1 protein-coding gene is annotated in these 1,030 nt (G+C 78.5%); it reads left to right on the forward strand.

Annotated elements, in window-relative coordinates; translation table 11 throughout:
• Nucleotides 1–459: 459 nt before the first annotated feature.
• Nucleotides 460–1,030 (forward strand): DUF5682 family protein (locus J0670_RS38640; protein WP_374223254.1); only part of this gene is annotated, 571 nt, incomplete at its 3' end.

Here is a 1,030-nt window from a genome sequence, read left to right on the forward strand (position 1 = left end):
CCCGGCCACGCGCCCGCCGCCCAGGACACCCCTGCGCCGGGCGGCGCGTCCGTGTCGGCCGGAGCGCAGCCATCGCCGCCGATCGGTTCGGGAGGCGGGGGTGCCGGTACGCCCGGTGCCGTCCCCGTGCCCGCGCCCTCGCAGCCCGGGACGTCCGCAGCGGCCGTCCCGGCTGAGCAGGACACCCCGGACACCCACACGCCCTTGTCGGCTGAGGCGCAGCCGTCGATCGTCGCCGTGCCCCGTAGCGTGTCCGCGCCCTCGTCTGCCGGGGTGCCGCCTCGGGTCGCCCTGGGTGTCCCCGCGTCCGGGCCTGTCGGGTCGTCATCGAGCGCGCCCTCGCCAACTCATCCGGGAGACAAGGAGAATGCCCCATCCCCTTCCGTCACGGGCGTCGCCCTGCCCGCCGCCCCGGCGGGTGCCGGCGCCGGGGCGGCCTCGCCGGAGGCGGCGCTGGAGGTGCTGACCGTGGCCGCGGTGCGGCAGTTGGAGGGCGTCGGCGGGTCGGACGATCCGGCGGACGCACGGGCGTTGGTGGAACTGGCGCGCCGGGCGGATCGGCTCGGCGGGGTGCGGCTCGGGCATGCGCTGCGCGAACTCGCGGAGCGGGGGAGCCCGTTGGTGCGGGGTGCGGCCGGGGCGGTGCGGGTGCTGCTCGGGCTGGAACCGGCCGGGGTGTTCGGCGGCCGGGCCGCGTCCTGGGTGGACGGGGCGACCGACGTGCGGGCGCGGCAGGCGCTCGGCCGGGCGCTGGTCGGCCTGCTGACGGCGGCCGAGGGCCTGTTCGACAGTGCGCCGGAGGCGCTCGAACCGCTGCTGGAACGGGTCACCTCGATGTCGGACGACGCGTTCCTGGACCGGCTGCCCGCGCTGCGCGGCGGCTTCGACACGCTCAGCCCGGCCGCCCGCGACCGGCTGCTGGTGCTGGTCGAGGAGCGCCTGGGCACCCGGCTCGCCGCCCTGCCCGAGGACACCGCCCCGGCGGTGGTGGCGCGTTGGGCCCGCGCCGATCTGCTCGCCCGTACGGTGC

The organism is Streptomyces sp. FH025 (assembly GCF_017427025.1).
Classification (GTDB): domain Bacteria; phylum Actinomycetota; class Actinomycetes; order Streptomycetales; family Streptomycetaceae; genus Kitasatospora.